The organism is Frigoribacterium sp. ME-P-080 (genome assembly GCF_030209595.1).
Taxonomy (GTDB): Bacteria; Actinomycetota; Actinomycetes; order Actinomycetales; family Microbacteriaceae; genus Frigoribacterium.
In genome coordinates this window covers 162,154-185,584 of record NZ_JARVRR010000001.1, presented here as the reverse complement: position 1 = coordinate 185,584, position 23,431 = coordinate 162,154, and the positions used below count along the sequence as shown (strand labels likewise).

Sequence of the window (23,431 nt, the reverse complement as noted above, 5' to 3'; positions counted from 1 at the left end):
GGGGGACGGGTGGGTGACGGCCCCGGAACGGGTGTCTCACCGGGGGACGTGGGGTCGGCTAGCCTGGGGCCGATCGTGCGCTCCGGGGACGCGGGCGGTCGCTCCTCGTCGGTCTCGACGACCTGGTCCGGCACCCCGCAGGCGAGAGGCGGAACCGTGGGCGCACTGGTCGGCGCGCGAAGCTGCGGACGCTGCGGACAACCGCTCGGTGCGGGCGCGACCTGGTGCTTCTGGTGCGGTGTGCGGATCGTCTCGGCGGCGACCGGCAGCGCCATCGGCACCTACTCGGGACTGCTCGCGGGCGTGCAGACGGCGACCCCGTCGCGGCGTCGCGGTGCGGTCGCCATCGACTGGGGCGTGCCACTCGTCCTGTTCGGCGTCCTCGTCGTCGGCGTGGCCACGGGCGCCTCGTCCGCCACGGCCGGCGCGGCGCTCGTCCCCGTGCCCGTCGAGGTCGCGGTGGTGGTGGTCGCCCTGGCCTTCGTGCTGCTCGACGTGGTGCTCTACGTGCGCGGAGGGCGCTCGGTGGGCCGGTTGGTCCTGTCCCTGCGCACGGTGGACGACCTGACCGGTCGCCCGCCGGCCGTGCTGAGGGTCGACCGCCGCGGGCGCTTCAGCATCCGTCGTCAGGCGGTGACGGTCGACCTGCGGCGTGGCCGGGACCCCATGACGTCGTCGCCCCCGCTCGTGCAGAGGCCCGCCCTCCCCGTCGCGGCCTCCGCCCCGCTGCCGCTCCACCCGACCGACCCGCTCGACGCCGCGGGACGACCCGACGAGAACACCTTCGGGCGCACGGGCCAGGGCCGACCCACGACCACCGCGCCGTCGATCGTCCTCGAGCTCGACAGCGGCGAACGCCTCGACCTCGAGTCGACCCTGCTGATCGGCCGCGCCCCGGTCAACCGCGAGGGCGAGGAGCACCCGGTCTTCGCCTGGGCGGACCTCGCCCGCAGCCTCACCAAGACCCACGCCCTCTTCGCGTGGGAGGGGGCCGTGCTGTGGGTGACCGACCTCGGGTCGACGAACGGGTCTTCGCTCGTCGCGCCCGACGGGACGCGGCAGCCGCTCGTGGCGGGCCTGCGCGGGCCGGCCGCACCGGGATACGTCGTCGAGCTCGGCGAACGGACCCTCACCGTCCAACCGTCCGGGGTGGTGGACGCATGAGCGGGGACCGCGACGTCGTCCTGCTCGAGACCGTCAAGACGCACCGCGCCCGCCTGGTCTCGGCCCTCCTGTTCGGCGAACTCGACGAGCGTCGGCTCGTCAACGACAACGTCCGTCGGCTGATCGTCAGCCTGGTCATCGCGGCGGTCGCCTGCGCGGGCTGCGCCGGCACGTCCTTCGTGCTCTCGGTGCTGGCCGACCAGCGCGCGACCCAGTCGCAGACCACCGGAGGGTCAGGAGGCGCGGTGCCGGTCACCGGCTCGCCGTCGCCCTCTCCCGCGTCGACCGACGTCCCCGACCCCACCCCCACGACGGAGCCCCGATGACCGACTACACCCGGCTGACCATCGTCGGCACGGCGCGCAAGGCCGAGATGGTCGTGCCCGCCGACGAGCCGATCGGTGGTCTGATCCCGCGCCTCATGGAGCTCCTCGACGAGCGTCCCGGTGCCGTGTCGCGCCCGCTGACCCTCGTCCGCTCGACGGGGGAGCAGCTCGACACCTCTCTGTCGGTCGCCGAACAGCGCATCGTCGACGGCGAGCTGCTCCGGCTGCTGCGCGAGGACGCCGCGCCCCCGCCGCCCGAGGTCGCGGACGTCACCGACGTGCTGGCCGAATCGCTCGCCAGCCGCCCGGGCCTGTGGACGCGACGGTCGCGCACGGCTACGGCGGCCGTCGCGATCGGACTGCTCTCGCTGGCGCTCTCGACGGTGCTGGCCAGGGCGTCCGACGTCGAGCCCGTCGGCACGCTCGCGATCGTCTACGGGTTCGCCGTCGTGGTGGCCCTCGTGTCCGGCCGGTTCGGCGGCCGCTGGCTCGCCGTCGCCGCGACCTCGGTCGCCCTGGGGTGCGCGGCCCCCCTGGCGGTCGTGCTCGGGGCCGTCCCGGCCCTCGAGCTGCCGCCGGTCGACGTGGCGCTCGCCGTGATCGTGCTCGCCTGGGTCGCGCTGGCGCTCGGAGCGGGCGCCGGTCTCGGCTCCCGGTCGGCGTGGTGGGGCGGCGTCCTCGGCGTCGTGCTCGGGGCCGTGCCGATCGTGTTGCGGTCCCTCGGCGTCCAGGACGCGGGGGCCGTGGGCGTCGGCGCCGTGCTCGCCGTCGTCGTCTGCGGCCTGCTGCCCTGGTTCGCCATGAGCGCCTCCGGCCTGACCGGTCTCGACGACCAGGTGGTCGACGGACGCCGGGGTCGCCGTGACGAGGTGCTGCTGACGGTCGGCGACGCCTACCGCACCCTGACCTGGTCGACCTTCGCTGTGGCGGGGCCCGTGGCGGTCACGGCCGCCTCGTCCGTCGGGTCGTCCGATCTCTGGCAGGTCGGTCTCGGGGTCGCCGTGGTGCTCGTCGTCGCGGCCCGCACCCGGGCCCTGCCGATCGCCGCCCAGGGCTGGGTGCTCTGGGCCGCCGCCCTGATCGGCCTGCTCGGGGGCCTGCTCGTCCAACCGCTCGCTCCCGGGTGGCTCGTGGTCGTCCTGTTCGCGACCGGGGTCGTGGTCGCGGTCGTGGCCGGCGGCGTCGACCCGGTCGCCCACCAACGCGCCTCGCTGCGCCGCGTGGGCAACGCCGTCGAGGCCCTCGGCGTCGTGGCCCTGCTTCCCGTCCTGCTCGGGGTGTTCGGCGTCTACGCCGACCTGCTCGGGGCCTTCTCGTGAGCGCGTTCGACGCGTTCGTCCGGTCGGCGCCGCTGGCCCTGCTCGGCAGCGTGAGCGCCCGGGTGCACGAGGTGACGACGGTCGACGAGATCGTCCGGCGGCCGCTGCCGGTGTCGCGCCGCATCGGCTTCGTGCAGGCACGGGGCGGAGCCGGGGCGAGTTCGACCGCCGGTTACGTCGCCGCCCTGCTCGCCCGTCGCCGTCCTGGGCTCGTCCTCGGCGTGGACGCGTCGCGCGGCCCCCGCGGCATGCTGTGGCAGGCCGGCGCGCCGGTCGGTTCGAGCGCGGCACCGAGCTCGCGGAGGCGCACGGCACGCCGGTCGGTCGACGCCGTCGACGGTCTGCCCCGCACGCCCTCGGGCCTCTACGCCCTCTCGCTCGACCCCCGGGGCGAGTCCCGTGCCGTGGCCGCCGCGGCGGGCTGGTTCGACGAGGTCACCCCGATCAGCCGTTTCTTCGACCTGGTCGTGACCGACTGGGGAGTGCGCGACTGGCGTGCCGACCTCACCGACGTGGTGTCGGCCAGCCGGACGGTCTGCATCGTGGCCCGCGCCGATCGCCACGCCGCCGAGGAGGCCGCGGCCCTCGTGCCCGCGATCAAGGACCACCCCGACCGGCCCGACGTGGTCATCGCCCTGGTCGACGTCGGCGACGCCGGTCGCGCGGCCCCCGTCACGGTCGGCGACGACCCGACCGTGCCCGTCGTGCGCGTGCCCTACGACGCGGCCCGTTCCGGCGGTCGGCCGGTGTCGAGCGCCGCACTGGGCACGCGCACCCGCATCGCCTACGCCCGCCTCGCCGCCGCCCTGCTGCCCCTCGACGCCCCGTCGGTCCCGAGGGGCGCCCCGCCCGTCGGGGATCCCGGCCCGGCCCCGTCGGCGGCCGATCCCGGCCCGTCGGAACGTCGCCCCTCGGAACGCCGCCAGGCCCGCGGGCGGGACGCCCGCCCGGCGATCGCCGACGACCAGGAGGCGCGACGATGACCGTCAAGCTCGTCCACCGGCCCACGCGCATCACGCGACCCGTCCAGCCCGCCGAGCACGAGGACATCACCCCGCCGCCCCAGCTGGCCGACGGCAAGGTCGGCGGCGTGCCCGTGCAGGCCCTGCTCCCCGTCGTGGGCGCCCTCTCGAGCGTCGTGATGATCGTCGTCTACCGCGGCAGTTCGAACCCGCTCTTCCTGCTGGTCGGCGCCGTGCTGCTCATCGTCGCCCTGGTCGGCGGACTCGCGGTCACCCTCAGCCAGCGGGGCAACGCGGCGCGGCAGCGACGCCTGCAGCGCGAGCGCTACCTCGACTTCCTCGAGCGGCTGCGCTCGCGGATGCGCACGAAGGCCCGGGCCGTCCGGGCGACGGCGGCCGTGCTCGACCCCGAACCCGCCGCCCTGCTCGAGCTGGTGCGCGACCCCGCGCGACTCTGGGAACGCCGCCGCCAGCACGACGACTTCCTCTCGGTGCGGATCGGCGAGGGGGACCTGACCTGGTTCCCGATGTCCGTCCCCGAGGACCCGAACCCCGTGCAGCCGTTCGACCCGATCATGGCCAGCGAGGCCGAGTCCGTGGTCGAGCACCTCTCGACCGTGCGGGGCATGCCCATCACGGTCGACCTCGACCGAGCCGGATCGGTCGCCGTGCTGGGCGACCGCGAGTCCGCGCTGCGGGTCGCGCGCTCGATGATCCTGCAGCTCGCCGCCCTGCACTCGCCCGACGACGTGCACCTGGCCGCGGCGTTCCCCGAGAGCGCGGCCGACGACTGGCGCGGCTTCGACCTCGTCCCGCACGCCGTGGACGACTCGCTCTACGACGGACCGGTGCCGGCGCGACGCGTCGCGACCAGCGCCTCCTCGTTGCTCTCGGTCATCGGCGGCGAACTGGGCGACCGGGCACAAGAGGCCGCCACGACGAAGCGCTCGATCGGCACCACGGCGCGCACCGAGGGATCGCGCCTCGTCGTCTTCGTCGACGACTGGGGGCACGTCGCCTCGAGCATCCCGGTGCCCGACGCCGACCTCTCGCTGACCGACCTCGGCGTGACGACCGTCCACCTGCTGAGCGACCGCCTGCACGAGCCGTCCGACGTCACGCTGCGCATCACCGTCGAGGGCGACGAGGCGGTCGTGACGGACGCCCGCGTCGAGGACGACGGCCAGGTCCGCGTGCAGACGGCGACGATCGACGCCACGACCCCGCAGCTGTTCGAGGCCGTCGCCCGCACGCTCACCCCCCTGCGGCTCAGCCTCAGCAGGCAGGACGAGGTCGACTCGGCCCAGGCCGTCGAGATCACCGACCTGCTCGGCATCGACGACGTGACGACGCTGACGCCGGCGACCGCGTGGACGCCGCGCTCGCCGCGGGACTTCCTGCGCGTGCCGATCGGCATCGACGACTTCGGGGCGCCGGTCCTGCTCGACCTCAAGGAGTCCGCGCAGCTCGGCATGGGCCCGCACGGCATCTGCATCGGCGCGACCGGTTCGGGCAAGAGCGAGCTGCTGCGCACGCTCGTGCTCGGCCTCGCCCTGTCGCACTCGCCCGACGACCTCAGCATGGTCCTCGTCGACTACAAAGGAGGCGCGGCGTTCGCTCCGTTCGCGGGGTTGCCGCACGTCGCCGGGCTGATCGACAACCTGGCCGACGACGCGCAGCTCACCGAACGTGCCCGCGTCAGCATCCAGGGCGAGGTCGTCCGGCGTCAGGAGCAGCTGCGCGACGCCGGGGGCGCGTCGTCCATCAGCCACTACCGCGAGATGCGCGTCGGTCGCCCGGAGCTGCCGCCGATGCCGCACCTGTTCGTCGTCATCGACGAGTTCGGCGAGCTGCTCACGGCGGAGCCCGAGTTCGTCGACCTGCTGCTCACCATCGGTCGGATCGGGCGGTCGATCGGCGTGCACCTGCTGCTCTCGAGCCAGCGCATCGAGGCGGGCAAGCTGCGGGGCCTCGACACCTACCTCTCGTACCGGATCGGCTTGCGGACCTTCTCCGAGGCCGAGAGCTCGATCGTGCTCGACCGGCCGGACGCGTTCCACCTCCCCGCGGTCCCGGGGTTCGGCTTCCTCAAGGTCGACACCTCGGTGTACCGGAGGTTCCGCGCGGGCTACGTGTCGGGCCCCCTGCCGACCGAGGCCGCCCGCTCGCTGGCGGGCGACGACGTGCGGCCGACCGCGCTCCTGCTGCCGACCTTCAACGGCATCGCGGGCGGCGACGACGACGGCGGCGAGGACGAGCTCTCGCGGCCCGACGTCGGTCGCGCCGTCATCGACGAGGCCGTCGACCGCCTGATGGGCGGCGGCACGGACGTCGACCCGGTCTGGTTGCCACCCCTGCCCGACCGGCTCGCGCTCTCGCGGGTGGTCGGAGCGGACCAGGCCGGCGGCCTGCGGGTGCCGATGGGACTGCTCGACGACCCGGCGCGGCAGCGGCAGGACCCGTGGCTGCTCGACCTCGCCCGGGCCGGTGGGCACGTCGCCGTGATCGGGGCGCCGCAGACCGGACGCAGCACGTTCCTCCGCACCCTCGTCGCCTCGCTGGCCCTGACGCACACCCCGCAGGAGGTCGGCATCTACGGCATGGACCTCACGGGCGGGGGGCTCGGCCGGATCGAGGGGTTCCCGCACGTCGGTGGCGTGGCCACGCGGGCGAGCAAGGACCGCCTCCTGCGGCTGCTCGAAGAACTGGCGGCCATGCTGACGACCCGGGAGCGCGTGTTCCGCGACCACGGGATCGACTCGCTGGCCATGCTGCGTCGGTTGCACGCCGCGGGCGAGGTGCCCGAGCTGATCTCGGCCGACGTGGTCCTCGTCGTCGACGGCACCGGCCAGCTGCGCGGGGACTTCGTCGAGCTCGAGACGGCGTTCGGCGACCTGCTGCTGCGCGGCGGCAGCTACGGACTGCACGTCGTGCTCGGGATGACGCGGTGGAACGAACTGCGGATGGCGCAGCAACCGATGGTCGGCACCCGGGTCGAGCTGCACCTGAACGATCCCGCGGACTCGGTGATCGGTCGCAAGCTGGCCCAGACCATCCGGGCCGACCAGGCCGGTCGGGCCCTGACCGACGACAACCTGTTCGCGCAGGTGGCGCTGCCGGTGCTGGACGACACGGACGACGACGAGGTCGGCGACGCCCTCGAGGCCCTCGCCCGCCGGTCGGCGTCGAGCTGGAACGGCCCCGCGGCGGCACCGATCCGCCTCCTGCCCACCGAGCTCTCGCCGGACGAGCTGCCCGACGCGCTGGACGAGCCCGAGGCGATCCCGTTCGGCCTGCGGCAGGACACGATGCAGCCGGTCGCCCTCGATCCGGGTGCCGACCAGCACCTGCTCGTGTTCGGCGACTCGAAGGCCGGCAAGTCGACCCTGCTGCGCGGACTGGTGCGCGGCTTCGTCGACCGGGCGACCCCGGACGAGCTCGTCGTGGCCCTGATGGACCTCCGCGGCGACCTGGTCGCCGAGGTGCCCGACGACTACCTCGGCGGTCATGCCTCGACCAGCACGGACGCCCGCGCGCTCGCCGTCGCCGTGGCCGACGAGCTCGCCAAGCGCCAGGCCGGCGACCGCGACGCCGGTCCGCGCATCGTGGTGGTGATCGACGACTACGACATCGTCGCCTCGGGGGGCACCGAGCCCCTCAAGCCGCTGCTGCCCTTCCTGCCCTCGGCCCGCGACCTCCGGCTGCACGTGTTGATCAGCAGGCCGGTCGCCGGCTCGGCGCGAGCGCTCTACGACCCGGCGCTGCAGACGCTGCGCGACACGGGCGGGTCGTCGTTCATCATGTCGGGCGAACGCAGCGAGGGACCGATCGTGCCGCAGGTCTACGCCGAGCAGATGACCGCCGGTCGAGGCCGCCTGGTCCGTCGCGGCCAGGCGCCGCGCATCGTCCAGGTGGCCCGGTTCGAGGCCGACGGACGAGCCGACGTCGCCGGAGCGGGCTCGTGACCGGCCGGACGGTCGTCGTCGCGGGCGTCGCCGGGGGCGTCGGGACCACGACGGTCACGGCCCTGCTCTTCACCCAGCTCTCGGGGGAGTCGGTGCCCCGGCTGATCGACCACTCGGGCGGGGACCTCGGGACCCGTCTGACCGGGGGCGACGACGCGCCGCGGGTCGACCACGAGCTGACCCTGCACGACCTCGGCGCCCACGCCGACGGCGCACTCCTCGACCTGCTCGACGACACGAGCGTCTTCGGGGTCGTCGTGGCCCCGACGACCCCGGTCGGCTTCGCCGACGCCCAACGGGTCCTCGCCCGCATCCGCGAGCGGCACGGGGTCGGCGGCCTGCGCCGGGTGATGCTCGTGGTCGTCGGCGTCTTCGGCGAGCACCGGACCACGCGCTCGAGCGAGGCGCTGCAGAACGAGTTCGGCCGTCGCTCGCTCGTCGTCGTCCCGCGCGACCCCGCCCTCGCGGCGGGCGGGCGCGTTCCGCTCAACCGGCTGACGCGGGAGTCCCGACGGGCCCAGGGCGAACTCGTGTCGTACCTGCGCGAACGCCTGGCGAGCCACCGCGACGCGCGCTGAGGCGCCGAGCCGCGCCTCCGGAAGGGACGCGAGCCGCGCCTCCGGACGGGACGCGAGCCGTGCCTCCTCGTCCGAGGGGCGTCAACGCAGGGGCTCGATGAGGTGAGGGCCGTTGTTGCGGACGTTGTTCGCGTCGCGGCTCACCTCGTGCTGCACGAGGTCGTGGGCGACCTCGAACGAGTCCCGGTCGAGCAGCGAGAGCAGCTCGTCGGCGTCGAGGCCCTCGCCCAGCCAGTCGTCGTACGAGTCGGGGGTGAGGCAGGCCGGCATCCGGTCGTGCACCTCGCCCGGTGCCACGTGGGCGTCGCGCGTGATGATCGTCGTCGAGAGCACCCAACGGTCGGGGTCGTCCTCGTCCTTCGCGGGATCGGGCCACGCGGTGACGAGGCCGGCCATGGCGAGCCCGGCGTCGGGCTGGTGCACGTAGTGCGGCTGCTTGCCGGTCTCGGTCACGACCCACTCGTAGTACCCCTGTGCGGGCACGATGCACCGGCTGGTCGCGAATGCCCGACGGAACATGCCGCTGGTCGCCACGGTCTCGATGCGGGCGTTGATCGGCTGCGGACGCTTCTTCAGGTCGGGGTACCACGACGGCACGAACCCCCACCGGGCACCGGGCAGCTGCCTCTCGCCGTGCCGCTCCCGGACGACCGGCACGACGGTCGTCGGCGCGACGTTGAAGTCGTCGGGCAGGGGCCCCAGGCCGTCGAGCAGGCTCGGCAGCAGATCGGACGTGGCCCGGGCAACGACGTAGCGACCGCACATGCCGACAGTCTGCTCTTCCGCGGAGGGGCGTGTCGGTGGTTCACTGTGGCCGTGGCGCCGCGTGGGACGGCGACACGGTGAGAGGGTGGTGACCATGTCCGACGAGCAGAACCCCGCGCGCGGCTTCGTCGTCGCGGGCGTCGTGCCCAACTCGGGCGAGGCCGTCGTGGCGACCGCGGCCGACCTGGCGGCACGGTACGGCACCGGTCTGCTCTGCGTCTCGGTCGAGCCCGACCGGCTCGCCTTCGCCGAGGGCATCGACGGCACCGTCCTGTCGTACCCCCTCGACCCCGACGACTACACCGAGACGCTGTCCTTCGACGCCGACCTGGAGGCGCGGCTGCGGCCGGTCGCCTCGGCTCGCGGCGTCGAGCTGCGCACCTCGATCGTCGCCGGCGACCCCGCCCGGTGCCTGTCGCACCTGGCCGAGCAGCTCGACGCCCCGCTGATCGTCGTCGGCAGCCGCGAGGCCGGCCTGCGGGGCAGCGTCCGAGAGTTCTTCGCCGGCTCGGTCGCCCTGCACCTCAGCCACCGTCAGCACCGGCCGGTCGTCGTCGTGCCGCTCGCCCCCGTCCCCCGCAGCCAGACGCTGCCGTGGGAGGACGAACTGTGACGCGAGGCCGCCGGTGACGGGTGCCGCGCGCCCCCGTGCCCCGCACCTCCGTCCGTCCCTGATCGCCCTCGTCGCCCTGGGTGGCGCCCTCGGGACGGCCGCACGGGTCGGGATCACGCTCGTGGTGCCGTCGTGGGGGGCGTTCGACACGGCGATCTTCGCGATCAACGTGGTCGGGGCGTTCGTGCTCGGCGTCCTGCTCGAGCGGCTGCTGCGCTCCGGGCCCGACGAGGGCGGGCGTCGCCGGCTCCGACTCCTCGTGGGGACGGGCGTCCTCGGCGGGTTCACGACCTACAGCTCGCTCGCGACCGAGACCGCGGCGCTCGCCGGGGCGGGCGGGGGCGACCTCGCCGTCGCCGTGCTCTACGGGCTGCTGAGCCTGGTGCTCGGGGTGCTCGCCGCCGCGGCCGGCATCCGGGTCGGCGCACGTCTCGCGGGGCGCGCCTCGTGAGCCCGTTGCTCGTCGTCGCCGTCGCGGTGGCCGGCGGGGTCGGTGCCGCCACCCGGTTCGTCGTCGACGGGCTCGTCAAGGACCGCCTCGGCTCCGCCTACCCGTGGGGCACGACCGTCATCAACGTGTCGGGCTCGTTCGCGCTGGGGCTGCTGACCGGCCTCGCCCTGCAGGCGGTCGTCACGCCCGAGTGGAAGGCCGTGCTCGGCACCGGGCTGCTCGGCGGGTACACGACGTTCAGCACCGCCAGCGTCGAGACGGTGCGACTGCTGGCGGCCGGGCGACGCGGGGCCGCGATCGCGAACGGCCTCGGCATGCTCGTCGCGTGCGTGGGCGTCGCCTCCCTCGGGCTGTGGCTCGGCTCGCTCGCCTGACGGGCTCGTCGCCCGGGCCTCAGGCGCGCCGAGTGGGCAGATCTGGTCCTTCCGCGGCTGGTGAGGGACCCGTTCTGCCCACTCGACCCGCGCCTCCGGGGGAAGGGGGCCCGGTCAGGCGTGCGTCTCGCGCTCGTGCCCGGCGTGGTCGGCCGGCTCGAGCTGGAACGTCGCGTGCTCGACCGAGAAGTGGGCGGCGAGGCACCGGTCGAGGGCGTCCAGGGTCTCGTCGACCTTCATGTCGCAGAACACCTCGCGCTCGACGACGACGTGCGCCGAGAACACGGTCGCTCCGCTCGTGATCTGCCAGGCGTGGACGTCGTGTGCCGAGACGACGCCCGGGGTGTCGCCGATGTGTGTGCGGACCGACTCGAGGTCGATGTCGCCCGGAGCCGAGCCGAACAGCACCCGGATCGCCTCGCGCAGCAGCGACCAGGCCCTCGGCACGATCATCGCCGCGATGATCAGCGACCCGACCGAGTCGGCCTGCGTGAAGCCCGTGGTCAGCACGACGACGGCGGCCACGACGACGGCCGCCGAGCCGAGCAGGTCGCCGAGCACCTCGAGGTAGGCGCCGCGCATGTTGATCGAGTGCGTCGCCCCACCCCGCAGCACGAGCAGCGCCGCGACGTTCGTCGCCCCGCCGACCAGGCCGACGACCAGCATCGGCAGCCCGAGCACCTCGTGCCCGTCGACCGCCACGAGACGGGAGACGGCGGCGACGGCGACCGAGAGCGACACGGCGAGCAGCACGAGGCCGTTGACGAAGGCGGCGAACACCTCGGCCCGGCGGTAGCCGTAGGTCTGTCGACCGCTCGCGGGTCGGGCGGCGACGATCGTGGCCACGAGGGCGATGACCAACCCGGCCAGGTCGGAGAGCATGTGCCCCGAGTCGGCCAACAGCGCCAGGGAGCCCGAGAGCCAGGCGCCGACCAGCTGGGCGACCAAACCGAGGGCGATGATCGCGATCGCGAGGCGGAGCCGTCGTCCGTCGGCGGCGACGTGTCCGTGTCCGTGGTCGTGGCCCATGGGCGCCTCTCGTCGGGATGAGGGTCGGGGGTGGCGGATCGGGGTGGGTATCCGTCCGGCGGGTCGGTCCGCCGGCGTTCCGAGCCGGCGTCGAATCTACCGGCGCCCGTCGGCGACGGCCACCGATCCGGGCAGTCGATAACGAGTCTCGATCCCTGCAACGACGCCGATCGGGGCCCACCGGGCGGACGAGGAGGCGCGGGTCGGCCCCGCCTGGGAGCCGCCCCCACCGCGCATGGTTCAGTGAGGCATGACCGACTCGACCGAGACCTCCTCCGCCTCCCTCGGGGAACCCGCCCGCGCCTCCTCGTCCCTCGTCGCCGTGACGGGTGCGACGGGCGCCGTGGGCGGCATCGTGGCCGCGCACCTGTCCGAGCGGGGCGTCCCGCTGCGGCTCGTCGTGCGCGACGCCACCCGGGCACCCCGACTCGACGGGGCCGAGGCCGAGGTCGCCGTCGCCACATACGGCGACCGGGCGGCCTCCGTCGAGGTCCTGCGCGGGGTCGAGACGCTGTTCATGGTGTCGGCGGCCGAGGCCCCCGACCGCGTCGACCAGCACCGCGCCTTCGTCGACGCCGCCGTCGAGGCGGGCGTGCGGCACGTGGTCTACACGTCGTTCGCCGGTGCGTCGGCCGAGTCGGTGTTCACGCTCGGGCGGGACCACTTCGCGACCGAGCAGCACATCCGCGAGTCGGGGCTGGCCTTCACGTTCCTGCGGGACAACTTCTACCTGGACTTCATCCCGCTGTTCGCGGACGAGCAGGGCGTGATCCGCGGCCCGGCCGGTGACGGGCGCGTGGCGGCGGTGGCCCGGGCCGACGTCGCGGCGGTGGCGGCCGTCGTGCTGCTCGACCACGAGTCGCACGCCGGGGCGACCTACGACCTCACCGGGTCGGAGGCGTTCACCCTGACCGAGGCGGCCGCACGCCTCACCGCCCTCGGCGGACGGTCGTTCACGTTCGTGGACGAGACGGTCGACGAGGCCTACGAGTCCCGCCGCGTCTTCGAACCCGAGCCCTTCCAGGCGGACGCCTGGGTCAGCACCTACACGTCCATGGCCTCGGGCGAGGTGGCGCAGGTGACGTCGTCCGTGCGCGACCTGACCGGACGCGACCCGTTGACGCTCGAGGTGCTCTTCGCCGGAGGCGTCCAGCACTGACCCGGCCCGGGAGGCCGCCCGGTCGTCGGCCCGGCCGGCGGCCCGGCCGGCTCAGGGCACGCGTCGCGACGACAGCACGCCGCTGACGCCGAGCACGACGACCGCCGCGGCGACGCCGATCATCGGGATCTGCCAGTTGCCGCTGACGTCGTGCAGTCCGCCGATCGCGAGCGGCCCGAGCGCGGCGATCGCGTAACCGCCGCCCTGCACCAGGGCCGACAGCCGTCGTGCCTCGACGTCGGTCGACGCCATGCGCACGATGACGATGAAGATGATCGTGATGCCGCCGCCCTGCGCGGCCCCACCGAAGATCGACCAGAGCAGCCAGTGCTCGGGAGCGAAGAGCAGGCCGAGCGGCATGGCCGACCAGAAGACGGCGATCAGCCCGATGACGACCGCCGGCCGCACGCGCAGGGCGAGGAACGGCACCCCGAGCGCACCCACGACCGCGAGGATCTGGAAGACCGACGAACTCGCCCCGGCCGCCTCGCGGGTGAGGCCGACCTCGTCGCGCAGCAGCGTGGGCATCCAGGCCGTGAGCCCGTAGTAGCCGAACGCCTGCCCCGAGAAGGCCAGCGTCAGGCCCCAGGTCGTCCACCGACGCAGCAGCGGGGTCGCGCTGCGTCGGCGCTCGCGCGCGTCGACCTCGGCCTCGCCGGGCTCGACGACGTCGATGCCGCCCGTGAAGACGTCGGCCGCCGAGGAGGCGCGGTGCCGGTCGTCGACGTCGGCCTGCGACCCCGGCACCACGGCCACGCTGCCGCCCCGCACCGCGACGCGGGGGCCGACGGCGATCGACCAGACGACGGCGGCCAGGACGGCGAGCAGCCCCCAGGTCACGAGGGCGAGGGGCCAGCCGACGACCGAGGCGATCGGGGCCGTCGCGAGCGAGGTGATCATCGACCCGACGTTGAGGGCCGAGGTGTAGATGCCGGTCACGAAGCCGGCCCGCTCGGGGCTGAAGTCACGACGGATGACGACGGGCAGCACGACGTTGCCGATCGTGATGGCGACGCCGATCACGATCGTGCCCACGTAGAGCCAGACCGTGCCGCCGGCCGTGCGCAGCAGCGTGCCGAGGAGCACGCCGGCGAGCCCCAGCGTGACGGCGCGCTCGGCGCCGATCCGGCCGATCAGGGCCGAGGCGAACGGGCTCGCCACGGCGAAGCAGAGCACGGGGATGCTGGTGAGCAGCCCGGCGACGACCGCCGTGAGGCCGAGGTCGGCGCTCATCTGGTCGAGCACGGGGGCCGGGGCCACGATCGGCCCGCGCATGTTGAGGGCGATCAGCACGATCGCGAGGGTGAGCAACCAGGCGGCGGGCGACCGCACCGCGGCCGCGGCCCGGGTCACGCGGCGCCGCGCAGCAGGGAGACGCCCAACAGGTCGGCCACCTCGTCGACGTCCGCCGCCACGGCGACCGCGCCGACGTACTCCTCGGGCTCGCCGTAGCCCCAGCCGACGAGGATGGTGGGCACGCCGTGCACGGCCGCGCCCTCGACGTCGTGGTGGCGGTCGCCGAGCAGGACGGGCCGCGAGAGGTCGGCCCCGCGGGCGCGCAGGCGCTTCAGGGCCTCCTCGACGACGTCGGCCTTGGTGTTGCGCACCTCGTCGTCGGACGCGCCGGTGATGACGTCGAGGTAGCGGTCGAGGCCGTGGGCCCGGAGGATGGCCGTGGCCGGGGTCTCGGGCTTCGAGGTCGCGGTCGAGGTGGGGATGCCGGCCGCGTGCACGGCCGCCATGAGGTCGGGCACCCCCGGGAACACCTCGCCCTCGAGGGCGCCGTGGGCCAGGTAGTGCGCGCGGTAGAGCCGCATGGCGTCGACGAGGCGCTCGCCGTCGAGGCCGAGGCGCACCTCGAAGCTCTGCGGCAGGGGCGGTCCGACCCAGGCCATGAGGTCGGCGGGCGAGGGCACCGGCAGGCCGAGTTCGCCGATCGTGTGGGCGAGGCTGGCGGTGATCGCGGGCGCCGAGTCGGCGATGGTGCCGTCGAGGTCGTAGAGGACGGCCGTGTAGGGGAGAGTCATCACCCCCAGCTTACGGATCGGGGGTCAGCAGGGGACCGCTCGGAGCGGCCAGGTCGCGACGGCCGACACGGCGTCCCGGATCGCCGTCGCGTTCGCACCCGCACTCGTCGTGCTCGTCTTCGCGGTCGCGGTCGCGGTCGCGTGCGGGGTCGGGCTCCGTCGCGTCGCGTCGAACGGGCGGTGGGGGGCGTCGGGCCTGCTCGCGAGGGACCGGAAGACGGGGGTCGCCTCGCGTTCGGCGGCCAGGGTGTCGAAGATCGGTGAGGTCACGGGTTGCTCCTGCGGTCGATGGGGGTCGTAGCAGAAATATAACCCTGAAATGTGAGTATCACAAGGGTTCGTGCGCCCACACCCGCGCGGCCCCGCCCCCACGGCGCCCGGCGTCAGAAGAGGCGGGAGTGCGAGTCGTCCAGCCCGCGCATGGCGTCGTAGTCGAGCAGGAGGGTGCGGATGCCCCGGTCGTGGGCCAGCGTGCGGGCCTGCGGTTTGATCTCTTGCGCGGCGAACACCCCGGTCACGGGGGCGAGGTGTGGGTCGCGGTTCATCAGCTCGAGGTACCTCGTGAGCTGCTCGACCCCGTCGATGTCGCCTCGCCGCTTCAGCTCGACGGCCACCGCGGCGCCCTTCGCGTCGCGGGCCAGGATGTCGACCGGCCCGATGGCGGTCATGTACTCGCGGCGGACGAGAGTGTGGCCCTCGCCGAGCAGTTCGATCTGTTCGGCCAGCAACTTCTGCAGGTCGGCCTCGACGCCGTCCTTGGTCAACCCCGGATCGACGCCCATCTCGTGGGACGAGTCGTGCAACACCTCGTGGATCGACACCACCAGGAGGTCGGCCGTCTTGGCCTGGGTCACCTTCCACAGCTCGACGACGCCGGCCTCGCGTTGGTCGTCGTCGGGTTCGACCGTGCGGATGGTGCAGGGCGGGCTCATCCAGTTCAGGGGCTTGTAGCTGCCCCCGTCGGAGTGGACGAGCAGGCTGCCGTCGCTCTTGACCATCAGGAGGCGCGTGGCCAGGGGCAGGTGGGCGGACAGTCGACCGGCGTAGTCGACCGAGCAACGGGCAATGACGAGGCGCACCCGACGATCCTACGGGGCGGCGCGAACGCGGCATGGGCCCCTCGTTGACAAGTATGCATATGTGAAATACATTCATGACAGATGGTCGGCAGGACGGCCACCGAGACGCCTCCAGGAGGAACGATGCCCCACCCGATGCCCGCCACGACCCGGCCGCTGCCGACGACGACCCACGACACGGCCGAGCTGCTGCTCGTCGACCTGGCGACGGCGCGCTACGCGCCCGGCGACTCCCTCGACGTCGACACCATCGTGCGCGAGCACCGGGTCACCCCCGGCGAGGTGCACCTCGCCCTGTTCGAGCTGAGGCGCATGAAGGTCGTGGTGCGCGCCCCGTTCAGCGGTGCGCACGTCGTCGTCTGGCACCGGCGGTTCAACGAGGTGCTGCTGCGCGACCTGGTCCGCATGGTCTCCGTGGCGTCGACCGAGGCGACGTCGCTCGAGGACGTCCCCGAGCCCGCCGTGCGCCGACCGGCCTGCACGGCCCACGGGCTGGCCCTGCCCGCGGACGTCGCCCACTTCCTCGACCTCGTCCGGGCGATCGTGCAGGTGCTCTCGCCGTCGGCCCGTCAGCACGTGCGCGACGACCTGCTGCTGCCGCTCGAGATCCTCTGCAGCGCGAGGGCCGTCGCGGTGCACGACATGCGGCCCGCCCTCGGCGAGACCGTCCGCGGCGCGATCGTCGACCTGATGGAGGCCGCCGCGCACTACGGCGACTGGACGCAGCTGCCGGGCCTCGCGTCGGACTACGTCACGGCCCTGGGCGTCGACGAACCGCCCGTGCGACCCGTCGACTGACGCCGCACCGACCGTCACCGCTCACCCGGAGGCCGTCCGGCCCCGTCGGCTAGGCTGCGGCAGCATGAGCCGGGCAGAGGGCGACGTCGCCGCGAGGCCGACCCTCGCGTCGGTGGCGCGGGTCGCCGGGGTGAGCGCGAGCACCGCCTCCTTGGCCTTCAGCGGGACCGGCCCCGTCTCGGACGAGACCCGCGCGCGGGTGCTCGCCGCCGCCGACGAACTCGGCTACGCCGGGCCCGACCCCCGCGCGAGGTCGCTGCGGCGCGGGCGTTCCGGCATCGTCGGCGCCGTCCTCGAGTCCACCCTCAGCACGGCCTTCCGCGACCCGATCAACGTGGCCATGCTCGACGGCATCGCCGACGTCACGGGGCCGGCCGACAACTCGCTGCTGCTGCTGACCGAGACCGCGGGCGAGCGCTCCCGCCTGCTCGACGCCCCCGTGGACGCCGTCGTGCTGTTCGGCTGCAGTACCCGCCTCGACCAGTCCGTGTCGATCATGCGTCGGCGCGGCATCCCGGTGGTCTCGATCGAGGCCCCGCCGACCGAGGGCGTGCTCGACATCGCCGAGGACAACGTGGGCTCGTCCCGCCTGTTGGCGCAGCACCTGCACGATCTCGGCCACCGACGGGTCGCCGTCGTCGCGCTCGAGCTCGGCCCCGGTCGGTCGAGCGGCGACGGGGACGACGAACTCACCGACGCGCGCGTGGCCCGGGGCACCTCCTGGCCGACCCTCGAGCGGCTGCGCGGCACCCGCCAGGTCTTCCCGGGCGTGGGCGGCCTGGCCACCCGTGGCAGCTGGACGAGCGAGGGCCACCGCGCCGGTCTGCGCCTGCTCGACGTGCCCGAGGCCGAGCGGCCGACGGCGATCGTCGCCCAGAGCGACCTGCTCGCGTCGGGCGTCATCGCGGCGGCGGACGACCTGGGGCTGTCCGTGCCGGGCGACCTGAGCGTCGTCGGCTACGACGGCGTGCGCCTCGACGACCCGCGCGCCGCCGACCTCACGACGGTCGTCCAGCCCGCCGTCGAGAAGGGCCGCGCGGCCGGTCGTGCGGTGCTCGCACTCCTCGCCGGCGACCCCGTCGAGGGCACGACGTTCACGAGCGTCTTCCGGCCGGGGTCGACCACGGCACCACCCCGGCGCTGACGCCCGACCTCGACGCCTCCTCGCCGACGCCGACCCACGACCCCGGGTTCAGCCGGCGCCGACGACCATCCAGCGGTCCGACCGCGCCCGGAGGCCCAGCGTCACGGCGCGGATGCCGATGTAGCCCAGGCCGAAGGCCAGCCACAGGGCGACCGTGCCCCGCGCGTCCGGCCCGACCCGCGCCTCCAGCGGGATCAGGATCGCGAGGTAGACGACCGTGTTGACCACGCCGGCGAGGGCGAGGTAGCGGGCGTCGCCGGCGCCGAGGAGCACGCCGTCGAGCACGAAGACGAAGCCGGCCAGCGGGATGCCCACGGCCATCGCCAGCACGACCCGGGGCAGCAGGTCGCGCACCGCGTCGTCGCCGCTGAAGACGGGTGCGAGCAGCGGCGAGACCGCGGCCAGCAGCACGCCGAGCAGCAGACCGCCGCCGACCCCGAACAGCATCAGCCGGCGGGTGACGGCGCGCACCGCCTCGCGATCGCCCTGACCGAGCGCGTGGCCGACGAGGGCCTGGCCGGCGATGGCCAGTGCGTCGAGGGCGAACGCCAGCGTGCTGAACAGGGTGAGCGCGACCTGGATCGTCGCGAGCCCGGTCACCCCCGAGGAGGCGGCGGCCCAGACGGTCGCGATCATCGCGATCCGCAGGGACGCGTTGCGCACGAGCAGCCACGCGCCGGAGCGTGCCGTGCGACCGACGCCGGCCAGCCCCGGACGCAGCGGAGCCCCGACGGCCCGCGCGGCACGGACGGCGATCACCACGTACACGGCGGCCATGCCCCACTGCGCGACGACGGTCCCCGCGGCCGAGCCGGCGATGCCCCAGCCGAAGCCGTAGAGGAAGAGCGCGTTCAGGCCCGCGTTCGCCGCGAAGCCGACCGTCGCGACGACCAGTGGCGTCCTGGTGTCCTGCAGGCCGCGCAGCAGTCCGGTCGCCGCGATCACGAGCAGCATGCCGGGCAGGCCGAGCATCGACACGGTCAGGTAGGTCGCCGCGGCGTCGACGACGGCCGGGTCGGTGCCGAACAGGCCGACGAGGGGGCGGGCGACGAGTGCCCCGACCCCGGCGAGCACCACCCCGACCAGCAGCGCGAACCAGAGCCCGTCGACGCCGGCGCGGATCGCTCCGGGCCGGTCACCCGCGCCGAGCCGTCGGGCCACGGTCGGCGTCGTGGCGTAGGCCAGGAAGATCAGCAGGCCGAGGGCGGTCTGCAGCACGACGCTCGCGATGCCGAGCCCGGCGAGGGGCACCGTGCCCAGGTGCCCGACCATCGCGGTGTCGGTCAGCAGGAAGAGCGGTTCGGCGATCAGCGCGCCGAGCGCCGGCGCCGCGAGGGCGACGATGCGTCGGTCCCAGGGCGAACGGAGGCGCGAGGTCGTCACCGGGGACGGCTCGCCGCGGCGGCGTCCCACCGTCAGTCGGTACCCCGGGCCCGACCCACGGCCGACATGAGGTGGTAGACGACGATGGCCGCGACCGTGCCGAGGATGATGCCGCCGAAGCTCGCGCCCCCGAGGGCCAGGGTGAAGTCGGCGATGCCCATGATGAGCGCGACGCCGGCGGTCAGCTGGTTCTTCGGGCGGCTGAAGTCGACCCTGTTCTCGACCCAGATGCGGATGCCGATCACGCCGATGAGCCCGTAGAGCGCCGTCGTGACGCCGCCGAGCACCCCCGGCGGGATGGTGAAGATGACGGCGCCGATCTTGGGCGACAGCCCGAGCAGGATCGCCACGACGCCGGCGACCCAGTACGCGGCCGTCGAGAAGATGCGGGTGGCGCTCATCACGCCGATGTTCTCGCCGTAGGTGGTCGTCGCCGAGCCGCCGCCGAGGCCGGCGAGCACCGTGCTGAGGCCGTCGGCGAAGAGTGCCCGGCCGGTCAGCGGGTCGAGGTTGCGCTTCGTGAGCTGGCCGACGCCCTTGACGTGGCCGACGTTCTCGGCGATCAGGGCGAGCACGACGGGCAGGAAGCCGAGGTAGATCGGCAGCTGTCCGAGGTCGAAGGCGGGGGCCGTGAAGGTCGGCAGGCCCACCCACGGCGCGGCCGCGACGGCGCTGTAGTCGACGGCGCCCGTGATCACGGCGGCGACGTAGCCGACGACGACGCCGACGAAGATCGACAGGCGGCCGAGCAGGCCCTTGAAGAGCACGGCGCTCAGCACGACCGCGGCGAGCGTGATCAGGGCGATGCCCGGCGAGAGCGCGAAGTTGTCGCGGGCGGCCGGGGCCAGGTTGAAGCCGATGAGGGCGACGATCGAGCCGCTGACCACCGGGGGCAGCAGGGCGTCGATCCAGCGGGTGCCCGCGAGGTTCACGACCAGGCCGATCACTGCGAGCAGGGCGCCGACGACGATGATGCCGCTGAGCGCGAGGGGGATGCCGCCCACGTCGGTGGCGGCCGCGATCGGGGCGAGGAAGGCGAACGACGAGCCCAGGTAGCTGGGCAGGCGGTTCTTCGTGATGATGAGGAAGAGCAGGGTGCCGATGCCGGAGAAGAACAGCGTCGTACTCGGCGGGAACCCGGTGATGATCGGCACGAGGAAGGTCGCGCCGAACATCGCGACGACGTGCTGGCCGCCGAGGCCGATGGTGCGCGGCCAGCTGAGCCGCTCCTCCGGGGCCACGATCTCGGTCGGGTCGACCGTCTTGCCGTCGCCGTGCAGTGCCCAGGGGAGTGCCATGTCGAGAACTGTACTGGGGGTGCCGTTTCCTCCGTGTTTCCTGGGACGGCCCCGTCAGCCCGGGCCGCAACGGGTCCGGCCCGGCCCGCCGTCGGGGGCCTCACCTAGGCTGACGGGCATGACCACCGACGCACTGAGCAGCGGAATCCAGACCGACGAACTCGACCCGGCGGTCCGCCCGCAGGACGACCTCTTCCGGCACGTCAACGGCGCGTGGATCGACCGCACCGAGATCCCCGACGACAAGGCGCGCTACGGCTCCTTCTACCTGCTCGCCGAGGAGGCCGAGAAGGCCGTCCGCGAGATCGTGGTCGAGTCCCAGTCCGCCGAACCCGGCACCGAGGCCCGCAAGGTCGGCGACCTCTTCACCAGCTTCACCGACGAGGAGCGCATCGAGGCGCTCGGCGCCGCACCCCTCGAACCGCTCCTGGCCGAGGTCGAGACGGTCACCGACGTGACCTCGTTCACGCGCCTCCTGGGCTCGCTCGAGAAGCAGGGCATGCCGAGCTTCGTCCAGCTCTTCGTCGACAACGACCCGGGCGACCCCGAGCGGTACGTCGTCTTCGTCGAGCAGGGCGGCCTCGGCCTGCCCGACGAGTCCTACTACCGCGACGAGAAGTTCGAGTCGGTGCGGACCGCCTACCGGGCGTTCGTCGAGCAGATGCTCGGGCTCGCCGGCCTCGACGACGCCTCGGCCCGCGCCGACCGCGTGGTCGAGCTCGAGACCGCCCTCGCCACGCACCACTGGAGCAACGTCGCCACCCGCGACAGCGACAAGACCTACAACCTGCTGCCCTGGGCCGAGTTCGACGCGCTCGCCGAGGGCGTCGACCTCACGGCCTGGCGGGACGCCGTGGGCGGCCCGGCCGGCGTCTTCGACGAGCTCGTCGTGCGCGAGCCGTCGTTCGTCACCGGACTGGCCTCGCTGCTGACCGACGACCGCCTCGACGCCTGGAGCGACTGGCTGCGCTGGCAGATCGTCCGCTCCATGGCCGCCTACCTGTCGACGCCCTTCGTCGAGGCGAACTTCGGCTTCTACGGTCGTACCCTCACCGGCACACCCGTGCAGCGCGCCCGCTGGAAGCGCGGAGTCTCGCTGGTCGAGGGCGCCCTCGGCGAGGCCGTCGGCCGCATCTACGTCGAGCGGCACTTCGCGCCCGAGGCCAAGACCGCGATGGACGTCCTCGTCGGCCACCTGGTCGAGGCCTACCGACAGAGCATCACGGGCCTCGAGTGGATGACCGACGAGACCCGAGCCCGGGCCCTCGACAAGCTCGAGAAGTTCACGCCCAAGATCGGTTTCCCCGAGAAATGGCGCGACTACTCGGCCCTGTCGATCGACCCCGCCGACCTGGTCGGCAACGTGCGGGCCACCGCCGCCTTCGGCTTCGACCGCGAGCTGGGCAAGATCGGCCAGCCGCTCGACCGCGACGAGTGGTTCATGACGCCGCAGACCATCAACGCGTACTACAACCCGGGCATGAACGAGATCGTGTTCCCCGCGGCGATCCTGCAGTTCCCGTTCTTCGACGAGACACGCGACGCCGCCGCCAACTACGGAGCCATCGGCGCCGTCATCGGCCACGAGATCGGCCACGGCTTCGACGACCAGGGCTCGAAGTACGACGGCGACGGCAAGCTGACCGACTGGTGGACCCCCGCCGACCGCGAGGCGTTCGAGAAGCTGACCTCGTCGCTCATCGCGCAGTACGACGCCCTCGCCCCGAAGCAGGTGCCCGACCACCACGTCAACGGCGCCCTCACCATCGGCGAGAACATCGGCGACCTCGGCGGGCTCTCGATCGCCTGGAAGGCCTACCTCATCTCGCTCGACGGCAGCGAGCCGCCCGTGATCGACGGCCTGACCGGCGCCGAGCGGTTCTTCCTGAGCTGGGCCCAGGCCTGGCAGATCAAGCTGCGCGACGAAGAGGCGATCCGTCTCGTCTCGATCGACCCGCACTCGCCGAACGAGTTCCGGTGCAACCAGATCGTGCGCAACATCGACGAGTTCTACGAGACGTTCGGCGTCACCGAGAGCGACGCGCTGTGGCTGCCGGCCGAGGAGCGCGTCACCATTTGGTAGGTCAGGTGCCCGGCCGTCGGGCCCGACGGGAGAACGGCGACGGCGCCGACCACGAGCCGCGCCACGGTGGCGGGCGCGCGCTCGAGTCGTTCTCGGCGTCCTTCGTCGCCCTGGGCGACCTGGCGCTCGCGGGTGGGCAGGTCTCGGCCTCGGTCAGGGACCTCGACTCGCGGGCCGACCTGCTGAGCGTCGACGAGCACGTGGCGCTGCCGGTGGGCCAGCTCGGTGCCGTCCTGCTCCTGGTCGAGGTGTCGGCCCGCATCGAGGACGGCACGCTCCGCCCCCTCGACGAACTCGACCGGCCGGGCGACCCCGGTGACCAGGGGCCCGGTGGCCTCTGGCCCTACCTCCGCCGGACGAGCCTCCCGGTGACCGACGCGGCGACGCTCGTCGGGGCCTTCCGCGACGGGGCGGCGATCGACGCGCTCATCGCTCGGGTGGGCCTGGCCGCCGTGCGGGCACGAGGCGAATCGCTCGGTCTCACGAAGACCGCCCTCCTCGACGTCACCCGGTCGTCCCGCGGCCCCGACGACGCGCCCGCGCTCGCCGTGGGCACGGCTCACGAACTCGGCGGCCTCATGGTGTCCCTCGCCCGCGGCGAGGTCGTCGACCGGGCCGTGTCGAACCGGGTGCTCGGCTGGCTGTCGCTGGGCGCCGACACGTCGCTCGTCGCGGCGCCGTTCGGTCTCGATCCGCTCGGGCACCGGCGGCTCGACCACGACCTTCAGATCGTCCACACGACCGGTGGCGACCCGGGGGTGCGCTCCGAGCTCGGGGTGCTCCGCGGGCCGCGCCGCAGCGTCGCGTACTGCGTGATCGTCACGTTCGACGACCTGACCCTCGCCCACCGCCTCCGGGCGCTCGAGGCCCTGCGGGCCGTGGGCACCGACGTCCTCGAGTACGTGCACTGAGCC

The 23,431-nt window shown here is 73.7% G+C and carries 22 protein-coding genes; 14 read left to right on the top strand and 8 right to left on the bottom strand.

Going from position 1 to position 23,431, the window contains the following annotated elements; all coding sequences use genetic code 11:
* Positions 1-240: 240 nt before the first annotated feature.
* From QRN23_RS00895 to QRN23_RS00870, 6 genes are read left to right on the top strand one after another with little or no spacing between them, the layout of a single operon-like run.
* Complete coding sequence (locus tag QRN23_RS00895; RefSeq protein ID WP_285062070.1) at positions 241-1,164, top strand: FHA domain-containing protein; 924 nt, start codon at positions 241-243, stop codon at positions 1,162-1,164.
* A complete protein-coding gene (locus tag QRN23_RS00890) occupies positions 1,161-1,490 on the top strand; it encodes a hypothetical protein (RefSeq protein ID WP_055975719.1) in 330 nt (109 codons plus the stop codon). Before QRN23_RS00895 ends, QRN23_RS00890 begins: the two co-directional genes overlap by 4 nt.
* On the top strand, positions 1,487-2,809 hold the full coding sequence (locus tag QRN23_RS00885) for an EsaB/YukD family protein (protein WP_123571125.1): 1,323 nt from the start codon (positions 1,487-1,489) through the stop codon (positions 2,807-2,809). The genes QRN23_RS00890 and QRN23_RS00885 overlap by 4 nt, the downstream gene beginning before the upstream one ends.
* Entirely contained in the window at positions 2,806-3,792 is a 987-nt protein-coding gene (locus tag QRN23_RS00880) for a P-loop NTPase family protein (RefSeq protein WP_285062068.1), read from the top strand. Before QRN23_RS00885 ends, QRN23_RS00880 begins: the two co-directional genes overlap by 4 nt.
* Entirely contained in the window at positions 3,789-7,736 is a 3,948-nt protein-coding gene (gene eccCa / locus QRN23_RS00875) for a type VII secretion protein EccCa (RefSeq protein WP_285062067.1), read from the top strand. The genes QRN23_RS00880 and eccCa overlap by 4 nt, the downstream gene beginning before the upstream one ends.
* Positions 7,733-8,314, top strand: a complete 582-nt coding sequence (locus tag QRN23_RS00870; protein ID WP_173153985.1) for a hypothetical protein — start codon at positions 7,733-7,735, stop codon at positions 8,312-8,314. Before eccCa ends, QRN23_RS00870 begins: the two co-directional genes overlap by 4 nt.
* Positions 8,315-8,395: 81 nt before the next feature.
* On the opposite strand, the gene QRN23_RS00865 is transcribed toward QRN23_RS00870, so the two are convergent.
* Positions 8,396-9,079, bottom strand: coding sequence for an SOS response-associated peptidase (locus QRN23_RS00865; protein WP_056044169.1), 684 nt, complete (start codon positions 9,077-9,079; stop codon positions 8,396-8,398).
* A gap of 94 nt (positions 9,080-9,173) precedes the next feature.
* Between QRN23_RS00865 and QRN23_RS00860 the strand changes: the two genes are divergently transcribed.
* From QRN23_RS00860 to crcB, 3 genes are read left to right on the top strand one after another with little or no spacing between them, the layout of a single operon-like run.
* Positions 9,174-9,692: a universal stress protein gene (locus QRN23_RS00860; protein WP_056229464.1), complete on the top strand. Its 519-nt coding sequence runs from the start codon at positions 9,174-9,176 to the stop codon at positions 9,690-9,692.
* Between the two features lie 13 nt (positions 9,693-9,705).
* Positions 9,706-10,143: a fluoride efflux transporter FluC gene (locus QRN23_RS00855; protein ID WP_159828329.1), complete on the top strand. Its 438-nt coding sequence runs from the start codon at positions 9,706-9,708 to the stop codon at positions 10,141-10,143.
* Positions 10,140-10,517, top strand: a complete 378-nt coding sequence (gene crcB, locus QRN23_RS00850; protein ID WP_123571129.1) for a fluoride efflux transporter CrcB — start codon at positions 10,140-10,142, stop codon at positions 10,515-10,517. Before QRN23_RS00855 ends, crcB begins: the two co-directional genes overlap by 4 nt.
* Before the next feature lie 114 nt (positions 10,518-10,631).
* On the opposite strand, the gene QRN23_RS00845 is transcribed toward crcB, so the two are convergent.
* Positions 10,632-11,546, bottom strand: a complete 915-nt coding sequence (locus tag QRN23_RS00845) for a cation diffusion facilitator family transporter (protein ID WP_159828323.1) — start codon at positions 11,544-11,546, stop codon at positions 10,632-10,634.
* Positions 11,547-11,796: 250 nt separating this feature from the next.
* On the opposite strand from QRN23_RS00845, the gene QRN23_RS00840 reads away from it, so the two are divergent.
* Positions 11,797-12,705: an SDR family oxidoreductase gene (locus QRN23_RS00840; RefSeq protein ID WP_285062059.1), complete on the top strand. Its 909-nt coding sequence runs from the start codon at positions 11,797-11,799 to the stop codon at positions 12,703-12,705.
* A 51-nt stretch (positions 12,706-12,756) separates the two neighbouring features.
* On the opposite strand, the gene QRN23_RS00835 is transcribed toward QRN23_RS00840, so the two are convergent.
* The 4 genes from QRN23_RS00835 to nucS form a co-directional block, all read right to left on the bottom strand.
* On the bottom strand, positions 12,757-14,058 hold the full coding sequence (locus QRN23_RS00835; RefSeq protein WP_236557064.1) for an MFS transporter: 1,302 nt from the start codon (positions 14,056-14,058) through the stop codon (positions 12,757-12,759).
* A complete protein-coding gene (locus QRN23_RS00830; protein ID WP_056044155.1) occupies positions 14,055-14,732 on the bottom strand; it encodes an HAD hydrolase-like protein in 678 nt (225 codons plus the stop codon). The genes QRN23_RS00835 and QRN23_RS00830 overlap by 4 nt, the downstream gene beginning before the upstream one ends.
* A gap of 24 nt (positions 14,733-14,756) precedes the next feature.
* Positions 14,757-15,002 carry a hypothetical protein gene (locus QRN23_RS00825; protein ID WP_123571132.1) on the bottom strand — a complete coding sequence of 82 codons (246 nt, stop codon included), beginning with the start codon at positions 15,000-15,002 and terminating at the stop codon, positions 14,757-14,759.
* Between the two features lie 113 nt (positions 15,003-15,115).
* Positions 15,116-15,811 (bottom strand): endonuclease NucS, encoded by a 696-nt coding sequence (gene nucS / locus QRN23_RS00820; protein WP_056044151.1) that lies wholly within the window; start codon positions 15,809-15,811, stop codon positions 15,116-15,118.
* 135 nt (positions 15,812-15,946) lie between these two features.
* Between nucS and QRN23_RS00815 the strand changes: the two genes are divergently transcribed.
* Positions 15,947-16,609, top strand: coding sequence for a hypothetical protein (locus tag QRN23_RS00815; protein WP_200413056.1), 663 nt, complete (start codon positions 15,947-15,949; stop codon positions 16,607-16,609).
* Between the two features lie 64 nt (positions 16,610-16,673).
* Complete coding sequence (locus QRN23_RS00810; protein WP_285062053.1) at positions 16,674-17,753, top strand: LacI family DNA-binding transcriptional regulator; 1,080 nt, start codon at positions 16,674-16,676, stop codon at positions 17,751-17,753.
* A gap of 48 nt (positions 17,754-17,801) precedes the next feature.
* Here QRN23_RS00810 and QRN23_RS00805 read toward each other — a convergent pair whose 3' ends face one another.
* Together QRN23_RS00805 and QRN23_RS00800 are read right to left on the bottom strand one after the other, a co-directional pair.
* Positions 17,802-19,136, bottom strand: coding sequence for an MATE family efflux transporter (locus QRN23_RS00805; protein WP_285062052.1), 1,335 nt, complete (start codon positions 19,134-19,136; stop codon positions 17,802-17,804).
* A 32-nt stretch (positions 19,137-19,168) separates the two neighbouring features.
* Positions 19,169-20,434: a uracil-xanthine permease family protein gene (locus QRN23_RS00800; RefSeq protein WP_285062050.1), complete on the bottom strand. Its 1,266-nt coding sequence runs from the start codon at positions 20,432-20,434 to the stop codon at positions 19,169-19,171.
* Positions 20,435-20,552: 118 nt separating this feature from the next.
* Here QRN23_RS00800 and QRN23_RS00795 point away from each other — a divergent pair, with 118 nt between their 5' ends.
* Together QRN23_RS00795 and QRN23_RS00790 are read left to right on the top strand one after the other, a co-directional pair.
* Positions 20,553-22,517, top strand: coding sequence for a M13 family metallopeptidase (locus tag QRN23_RS00795; RefSeq protein WP_285062048.1), 1,965 nt, complete (start codon positions 20,553-20,555; stop codon positions 22,515-22,517).
* Between the two features lie 5 nt (positions 22,518-22,522).
* Positions 22,523-23,428 (top strand): serine hydrolase, encoded by a 906-nt coding sequence (locus tag QRN23_RS00790; RefSeq protein WP_285062047.1) that lies wholly within the window; start codon positions 22,523-22,525, stop codon positions 23,426-23,428.
* The last annotated feature ends 3 nt before the right edge of the window (positions 23,429-23,431 follow it).

Excerpts from the sequence above, each read along its gene's own strand:
- QRN23_RS00890 (WP_055975719.1), top strand. The coding sequence starts at position 1,161 with ATGAGCGGGGACCGCGACGTCGTCCTGCTCGAGACCGTCAAGACGCAC.
- QRN23_RS00885 (WP_123571125.1), top strand. The coding sequence starts at position 1,487 with ATGACCGACTACACCCGGCTGACCATCGTCGGCACGGCGCGCAAGGCC.
- eccCa (WP_285062067.1), top strand. The coding sequence starts at position 3,789 with ATGACCGTCAAGCTCGTCCACCGGCCCACGCGCATCACGCGACCCGTC.
- QRN23_RS00865 (WP_056044169.1), bottom strand. The coding sequence starts at position 9,079 with ATGTGCGGTCGCTACGTCGTTGCCCGGGCCACGTCCGATCTGCTGCCG.
- QRN23_RS00860 (WP_056229464.1), top strand. The coding sequence starts at position 9,174 with ATGTCCGACGAGCAGAACCCCGCGCGCGGCTTCGTCGTCGCGGGCGTC.
- QRN23_RS00845 (WP_159828323.1), bottom strand. The coding sequence starts at position 11,546 with ATGGGCCACGACCACGGACACGGACACGTCGCCGCCGACGGACGACGG.
- QRN23_RS00840 (WP_285062059.1), top strand. The coding sequence starts at position 11,797 with ATGACCGACTCGACCGAGACCTCCTCCGCCTCCCTCGGGGAACCCGCC.
- QRN23_RS00830 (WP_056044155.1), bottom strand. The coding sequence starts at position 14,732 with ATGACTCTCCCCTACACGGCCGTCCTCTACGACCTCGACGGCACCATC.
- QRN23_RS00815 (WP_200413056.1), top strand. The coding sequence starts at position 15,947 with ATGCCCGCCACGACCCGGCCGCTGCCGACGACGACCCACGACACGGCC.
- QRN23_RS00810 (WP_285062053.1), top strand. The coding sequence starts at position 16,674 with ATGAGCCGGGCAGAGGGCGACGTCGCCGCGAGGCCGACCCTCGCGTCG.
- QRN23_RS00800 (WP_285062050.1), bottom strand. The coding sequence starts at position 20,434 with ATGGCACTCCCCTGGGCACTGCACGGCGACGGCAAGACGGTCGACCCG.
- QRN23_RS00795 (WP_285062048.1), top strand. The coding sequence starts at position 20,553 with ATGACCACCGACGCACTGAGCAGCGGAATCCAGACCGACGAACTCGAC.